11 protein-coding genes are annotated in these 7,678 nt (G+C 34.7%); 10 read left to right on the top strand and 1 reads right to left on the bottom strand.

All coding sequences use genetic code 11. From position 1 onward, the window contains the following. The 10 genes from A9G41_RS06560 to A9G41_RS06515 all read left to right on the top strand — a co-directional run. The coding region (locus A9G41_RS06560; protein WP_218837680.1) for a hypothetical protein at positions 1–209 on the top strand (209 nt) is incomplete at its 5' end. Then, entirely contained in the window at positions 206–568 is a 363-nt protein-coding gene (locus tag A9G41_RS06555) for a DUF596 domain-containing protein (protein ID WP_065582002.1), read from the top strand. The genes A9G41_RS06560 and A9G41_RS06555, both read left to right, overlap by 4 nt. Positions 569–943: 375 nt before the next feature. Beyond that, positions 944–1,333 (top strand): hypothetical protein, encoded by a 390-nt coding sequence (locus A9G41_RS06550; protein ID WP_218837679.1) that lies wholly within the window; start codon positions 944–946, stop codon positions 1,331–1,333. 397 nt (positions 1,334–1,730) lie between these two features. After that, positions 1,731–2,567, top strand: a complete 837-nt coding sequence (locus A9G41_RS06545) for an RHS repeat-associated core domain-containing protein (RefSeq protein WP_075539467.1) — start codon at positions 1,731–1,733, stop codon at positions 2,565–2,567. Continuing rightward, positions 2,564–2,842, top strand: a complete 279-nt coding sequence (locus tag A9G41_RS06540; RefSeq protein WP_065583402.1) for a DUF6966 domain-containing protein — start codon at positions 2,564–2,566, stop codon at positions 2,840–2,842. The genes A9G41_RS06545 and A9G41_RS06540 overlap by 4 nt, the downstream gene beginning before the upstream one ends. Positions 2,843–3,096: 254 nt before the next feature. Then, positions 3,097–3,579 (top strand): hypothetical protein, encoded by a 483-nt coding sequence (locus tag A9G41_RS06535; RefSeq protein WP_065583403.1) that lies wholly within the window; start codon positions 3,097–3,099, stop codon positions 3,577–3,579. A 174-nt stretch (positions 3,580–3,753) separates the two neighbouring features. Continuing rightward, on the top strand, positions 3,754–4,680 hold the full coding sequence (locus tag A9G41_RS06530; RefSeq protein WP_065583404.1) for an RHS repeat-associated core domain-containing protein: 927 nt from the start codon (positions 3,754–3,756) through the stop codon (positions 4,678–4,680). Further along, positions 4,677–5,261, top strand: coding sequence for a hypothetical protein (locus tag A9G41_RS06525; RefSeq protein WP_065583405.1), 585 nt, complete (start codon positions 4,677–4,679; stop codon positions 5,259–5,261). Before A9G41_RS06530 ends, A9G41_RS06525 begins: the two co-directional genes overlap by 4 nt. Positions 5,262–5,510: 249 nt before the next feature. Beyond that, positions 5,511–6,482 carry an RHS repeat-associated core domain-containing protein gene (locus A9G41_RS14840; RefSeq protein ID WP_065583406.1) on the top strand — a complete coding sequence of 324 codons (972 nt, stop codon included), beginning with the start codon at positions 5,511–5,513 and terminating at the stop codon, positions 6,480–6,482. 2 nt (positions 6,483–6,484) lie between these two features. Then, complete coding sequence (locus tag A9G41_RS06515) at positions 6,485–6,874, top strand: hypothetical protein (protein ID WP_065583407.1); 390 nt, start codon at positions 6,485–6,487, stop codon at positions 6,872–6,874. 83 nt (positions 6,875–6,957) lie between these two features. Here the strand turns inward: A9G41_RS06515 and A9G41_RS06510 are convergent. After that, positions 6,958–7,678 (bottom strand): IS3 family transposase (locus tag A9G41_RS06510; RefSeq protein WP_143425429.1); only part of this gene is annotated, 721 nt, incomplete at its 5' end.

The raw sequence follows: 7,678 nt of genomic DNA, 5'->3' as shown, positions 1-7,678 counted from the left end.
CTGGTGTTGATACTATGCCAACAGCAAAAATTATTCCGGGGAAAGGAACGATATATTCAATTAAGATCACAGAAGGTCCCAATGCTGGTAGTAATATTACGTTAAGAAATTTTTCCGAATCTGTAGAACAAAATAAAGCAAAATGGACTATAGATATCAAAAACCCGAGTATTAATAAAGGAAACAGAGTGGAGATGAAATTTCAATGAATTTTAAAAAAATTTATAATTCTATTTTAGAAAGTGCTTTTGGTTATTCAATGGGCACAATGTGGCAACATTTAGATAATTACACGAAAGATATAAAAATACCCTACGAAATAAGAAAAGATTTATTTTTTAGAATATTAGAAAAATTAATAAAAGATGGACATATTAGATTAGCTAGAAATGGAATTTTTTTATCTGGCACAATTGAAGAACAAATTAATTCTATTAAGAATATTTGGCCTCCTTACCCTCCCGATAACGAGGATGATGATCTAGATGATGTAGGTATGTGGTTCTATGTGAAATTAAATTGCGGCATTGTTTGGATTACCAGTAATGGTCAAGAGGTTTGGACTTAAATTAAAAAATTACTATAAAGGCAATATTATGATGAAGAAAGACAATTACATTACAATTTAACCTTTATTACGACTTGTTTATCGGCAGATATATCCGACAAGATTCGTTCTGAAGGCGTGGCTAGCTAAATAATTATCATGGAATTCAATTATAACTAATTTTAATATATTGAACTAGCCTTTACTTCATCAAACATATCTTAGAATTTCTCATATTTCCTAATATGTCGATTAAAACTGGGAAATGGATGAAAACCAATACTCGTTTTAAAGTTGAAGGTGGGCAAATGACAACCCAACTTGGACAAGGTAGAGGCATAGAAATTTTTAATGAAAATATTGTTCATTTTGAAAAAGTAAAATAAAGGTAAAAATATGCTATTAAAATTAGAAAATTCAAAAGTACCAATGAAAATGGTGTACCTTCTTTCAGAAAAATTAAAAGTAAATCCAGAATATGCTTCTTTGACTCAAGCTTTAACACTTGATCATACAAAGCCTTACGTTGGATTAAATGGCACTAATGGTCTTTTTGGATCAAAAGAGTGGTGGAATAGTATTGAGCAGGGGAGAATCCCTTTATTATTTATTTCTGGAATAATAAAAAAAGCTTATGTAGCAGGACAAGATCCCTCAAATTTTAATAATACAGTTGATTTATTACTTGAAGATGGAACAATTCAATCTGTTGGTATTTATGCCAACAAAAAAAAGATTCCAAGCTGTTTAAGATTGGCTATAGCGCAAGTATTGTATATGCGTTAGATGAGCTAAAACCTCAGGCAGCGCTAAATTTCGGACAAAAATATAATCAAATCGCTTTAGAAATGGCAGTTTCATTAGAGCCTGTAGAATAAGTTCCAATTTAGATTCAATTTAACATATCAAATCGGCAAGGCAAGCTTAATACTTAGCTTACTTTGCTAGATTTAAATCATTATTGTGTCAACTAACTATTTGCTATGATGTTATTAGCGTTAATATTATGATAAACCCAAACGTTTTTTGGTGGCAAATACTTTGAGTATGATTGTTTTGGTAACCTGATTGTGGAAAAACGTGGAAAAGGCCACAGTCTAATAAACTTATTGCCGAGACCGATAACGATAAACACTGGCAAAGCTACCTTTATGAGCCAGACTCTTACCGTCCATTAGCTCTTGTGCACGGCAATGCGCAGCAAGACAATATCAAACTCTACTGGTACCAAAACGACCACCTCGGCACACCCATAGCCCTTACCGGCAGCTTAGGTGACACCCTTTACGAATGCCAGTATAATGCCTATGGGCAGATAATAAACGAAACCTACCATCAGGACGATATAGATTCCCTGCCCGATAATCCGTTAAGATTCCAAGGGCAATATTATGATGAGGAAACAGGGCTTCATTATAACCTAAATCGCTATTACGACCCGTTTATTGGCAGATATATCACCCAAGACCCACTAGGTATACTGGGCGGATTAAATAGTTATCAATATGTCAATGGCGATCCGATAAATTGGATAGATCCGTTAGGGTTGATTAAGGTTGAAAATAGTGGGTTTGAGGGGATCGCTGGAGAGGAGACGAAAAATTATCTACAAGGTAAAAATATTGGCGAATATAGCGCAATCAAACCCGGTCCATTAACAGATGATTTAGCTGGAACTTTTGCTGGAGGTAGGTATAAAGAAATTGTACTTGAACAAGATATAATTTTATATCGCGCTGGAACAGCAGATAAGCCTTTCGGTCAATTTTTCAGTGTAGAATCTCCCCAAGGTATTTTACAGACTCGTATAGATAAAGCTGTATTACCGAAATGGCCAGGAGGAGGAACCTCTCCAATTGACTCATCTATAGCCATAAAAATTCCCGCAGGTACGAAAGTTTATGTGGGGGAAGTGGGTGCTCAGAATGGTATTTATATAGGAGGAACACAACAAATCATTGTACCTAAACCATGGACAATAAAGGAAGCAGAAATTATGGAGATTAAACCATTAAAATGAATAATCATATAAAAAAAATAAAGTTAATTCTTTTTGAAATATCCATATTATTGAAAAAAGGAAATTACCCTGACTGGGGAAATAGTTTTATGAAATTTAGTGAAGACATAGAAATTAATTTCGAAGCTGTAAAAAATCAAATATTAATACTATATGGAGGTATGGGATCTTTTAATGATATAGTGTTACATAATAATAAAAAACCATTAATTAATGAAAATAACAGATTAGATGATTTAAGAACTCAGCTGTATAAATTAATTACAAATAATTAATTTGAAAGAGGTTTTACTTTGTCAAACATACCTTTTAAAGCTTTTGTCCATTTGGTGATAATTAACGTTACCACCAAATTCTATAATTTCTCATTTCTCTAATATGTCGATTAAAACTGGAAAATGGATGAAAACCAATACTCGTTTTAAAGTTGAAGGCGGGCAAATGACAACTCAACTTGGACAAGGTAGAGGTATAGAGATTTTTAATGAAAATATTGTTCATTTTGAAAAAGTAAAATAAAGGTAAAAATATGCTATTAAAATTAGAAAATTCAAAAATACCAATGAAATTAGTCTATCTCCTATCTGAAGAATTAAAGGCTAAACCTGAACAAATTCCATTGGCACAATCACTTACTCTTGATAAGTCAAAACCCTATATGGGATTAAAAGGTACCTATGGCCTTTTTGGATCACAGGAATGGTGGGATAACATTAACCAAGGTCGAATGCCTTTACAATATGTAACTGGAGTAATAACTAGAACTTACGTAGCAGGTCAAGATCCATCATCAATTGATAATAGTTTTAGTTTATTATTAAACAATGGCTCTACGTGTGAAGAAAGCATTTATGATTATATTAACAAAGAAGATAAGAAGCTTTTTCAAATAGGTTCTAAAGTTGAAATTGTCTATGCTCATGATGAATTGAAAAGAAGAGGCAGTAATGGAGAAAAGTCTTACTTAGATATGGTATTAGAAATGGCAGTTTCATTAGATTCTGTAGAATAAGTTCCAATTTAGATTCAATTTAACATATCAAATCGGCAAGGTAAGCTTAATACTTAGCTTACTTTCGCTAGATTTAAATTATTATTGTGTCAACTAACCATTTGCTATGATGTTATTAGCGTTAATATTATGATAAACCCAAATGTTTTTTGGTGGCATATACTTTGAGCATGATTGCTTTGGCAACCTGATTGTGGAAAAACGTGGAAAAGGCCACAGTCTAATAAACTTATTGCCGAGACCGATAACGATAAACACTGGCAAAGCTACCTTTACGAGCCAGACTCTTACCGTCCCTTAGCCCTAGTGCACGGTAATGCGCAGCAAGACAATATCAAACTCTACTGGTACCAAAACGACCACCTCGGCACACCCATTGCCCTTACCGGCAGCTTAGGTGACACCCTCTACGAATGCCAGTATAATGCCTATGGGCAGATAATAAACGAAACCTATCATCAGGACGATATAGATTCCCTGCCGGATAACCCATTAAGATTCCAAGGGCAATATTATGATGAGGAAACGGGGTTACATTATAATCTTAATCGCTATTATGACCCGTTTATTGGTAGGTATATTACTCAAGATCCAATAGGAATTTTAAGTGATATCAACCTATATCGATATGTAGGCAATAATCCTATTAGTGGAATATATCCGTTAGGATTGGATTTTATAGATCTTTATCGTGGTACAGATAATACTGCAGAAATTCAAGCTTATCATGAAACAGGTTGGGTTTTTAGCGAAACGGGATATAACGCTTATGAGCAGGCAATAAGAGATGGTATATTGGGAAGAGATGCTGTAAGTAAAGCTATTATTGAATCAAAATATGCTCATGCAAAACAAATACACGATTGGGGAACGTTGGATCAATATATTCGAGCTCATGGAGAGTGGGGACACGAGCTTAAAGAAATAGGAAAGCGTTCTTTAATATCTTTTACCACTAACGCCGAAAAAGCAGCTGAATGGGGGTTTAATAGTAATAAAATAATTATTCATATCAAAATGCCAAGAAGCCAAGCTATTCAACATACATTAGAAACATCAACAGAATTAGAATATTTAATTATTAACGGGGTAAAACCATGAAATGGATAAAAGCAGAAGGTGTTAACTTTAAATATATTTTTCCTAATGATGATATCATGAAAGAGGAAGGAGAGTTATTTAGAACTAATATAACCTTATTAGGGGAGAAGATCAATCCCTCTTTTGATTTTTATAAAACCTTACAAAGTGGGGTGAATACAAGATTAGCTATTTTTAAAAATTATCGGTTAAAAACGCTTCGAGGAGACTATATACCCCTTTATGACACACCATATTGCATTATATGGCCAGATGATGTCAATTTAACAGAGTTAGATAAAAAGGTAGCAAATGGTTGTTTTAGTGATGAAGATTTTAGCCGTTCAATTAGAGCAAGAATGGTTAAAATAGTGCTTTGTAGAAATTGCCGAGCGGAATATATGGGTTTGGTTGTTGATTCTTCTGAAGTTTATACTGTTGAAACTGAAAAAACTAACTTTGATTATCGTTTGGGATCTGAATTATTGGATAAGAAAATAAAAAACTATAAATTTAAAAAATGCCCAAATTGTAATTCACCTTTTACTATATATGTAGCTAAGATTTTTTATGAATGTGAAGATAAAAAATTTATATGGTAATCAAAATACAAGATAGTAGTCTGGTAATGTTCTTACTGAAAATACCAATCCCCGTATAATACTTGCGGGAAGAGGATTTTTGGCTATGACCGCTTTGGTAACCTAATTGCGGAAAAACGCGGAAAAAACCACCGTCTAGTTACCCACTATCAATATGACTGTCAGCATCGACTAATCAAAGTAATTAAACCGACGGGGCTTATCATCACCTATACTTATGATACTTTTAACCGTCGTACTAGCAAAACAGTGGAGGGTAAAACCACCGAATTTATCTGGCAAGACCATAAATTAATAGCAGAATGTGCCGATAACGATAGATTCTGGCGAAGTTATATTTATGAACCCGATAGCCATCGACCACTAGCCCAAATCCTTGGAAAAGCAGGACAGTCAGAAAAGTTAAAAACCTATTGGTATCAAAATAACTACTTAGGCACGCCTCATCGTCTTACAGACAGCCTTGGCGAAACTGTTTATGAATGCGAATACAGCGCCTATGGCGAAATCATCCATGAACATTGGCCACAAGCTGAAAATAATATTAAACCCATAAATCCACTTAGATTTCAGGGACAATATTATGATGAAGAAACCAGTTTACATTATAATCTTAATCGCTATTACGCTCCTAATCTGGGTCGATTTATTACCCAAGATCCGGCTAAACTTTATGGTGGATTAAATAGCTATCAATATTGTTTTAATCCGATTATCTGGATTGACCCGCTTGGATTACTTGCTGGTTTAGGGAGCCATGCGCCTTATGATCCTCACCTTGTGCGCAAGCAGTTAGAAGAACTATACGGCCCCGGTAATGTGGTTTCTAACACCGTTCCATTGCCAAATAATAAAAATGTTAAATTAAGAGGCCAGCGACATCCTAAATCCAGAATTGTGTTTGACAATAGAGGATTAGGTATTTTTGATGATATTGCACGATATGACACCGTGTTGCCAAGCGCTGAATTTTACAATAAAAGTTATCGAGGCCAAATGAAAATGGCAACTGAAGATTTACGAAGAGCTATCCAACGGGGAGAAGTAAATCCTGGGATATTTACACCAGAGCAGTTAAAAGCAATTAATGCCGGTAAATCTAAAATACCTGATTATATTTGGCATCATCATCAACATCGCGCTAGAATGCAACTGGTTCCAGATGACGAGCATTTTAAAACAGGCCATATAGGTGGCGAAGCATTATCTAAGGGGAAATAAATATGCTAAGGTTAGAAAAAAATAGTGAGGCTATCGGTATTAATTTTGTATATAACTGTTTATTAAGTGGTGCCATCAATATGGGTGAGGTCAATCGTTGGGCAGAAAAAGTCATTGGTGAAAATGAAGTAAGCGATTTACCCGATTATATTTTTGATTTGATTGATTTTAAAGGGGAAGTAACTGACTTACGAAAATTGATAGGTTTGTTTCCTTCTTGGAAGCACACAAAAGAGCAAGATAGGGCTGTTTATGGCATAGCGGTCAAAAGAGGGGAAAAATTATCTCAAGACGATGTCTCATTTAATGAAGAACAAGCATTAGAAGCTTTAAAAAAACACCCAGAAGTCGAAAAATTGTTCAGAGAAACATTCCCTTTTATCGATTTTTAATTGTTTAATTCGTCAGCTTATATCTCTACCATAAGAATGGGTATGTAAATACCCCAAACTTAGTACACAACTCACGTAGAAAATTAAGCTGCCTGTTTTAATGTTTTATATTCGAGCGGTGTCATGTTATTTAATGCCTCATGCGGTCTTTCGGTGTTATAAATCGTTAACCATTCTTCGGTTATTCTCCTTGCTTGTGCTAAGTTGTTAAAAAGATATAAATCGAGTACTTCAGTACGATAGGTACGATTAAATCGTTCAATATAACCATTTTCATAAGGGCTACCGGGCTGGATATAATCAATGGCTATATCATGTGATTTAGCCCAGTTTATAAAGGTTTTTCCTGTAAATTCTGGTCCATTATCGACGCGTATTTTTAACGGATAACCATGATACTCCGCCAATTTATCCAAATAACGAGTCACTCTACCTGCGGGTAAACTCACACCAATATCAATACCTAATGCCTCACGATTAAAGTCATCGATGACATTGAATGTCCTAAAGCGACGTTGATTACGACTACTGTCACTCATAAAATCCATTGACCAACATTCACCTTGTTTATTGGGGGCTAATAACCTTTCCGGGCATCGTGGAGGAATGCGTTTTTTACGCTTTACCCTGAGATTAAGCTTTAATTCACAATACACCCGATATACCCGTTTATGATTCCATTGATAGCCGAGCTTTCTGATACGATTAAAACATTTAGGAAAGCCCCAGCGTAAATGCCGGTCTGTGATAGCATTCAACACCGAAACAATCACCGAATCATCCTGTAACTTAGCTTGATAATAG

Origin of the sequence: Gilliamella sp. Nev5-1 (genome assembly GCF_001690895.1) — a bacterium.
Classification (GTDB): Bacteria; Pseudomonadota; Gammaproteobacteria; order Enterobacterales; family Orbaceae; genus Gilliamella; species Gilliamella apicola_C.
Note: the sequence above shows the minus strand (reverse complement) of the source record. Positions and strands in the feature narration are given on the sequence as shown.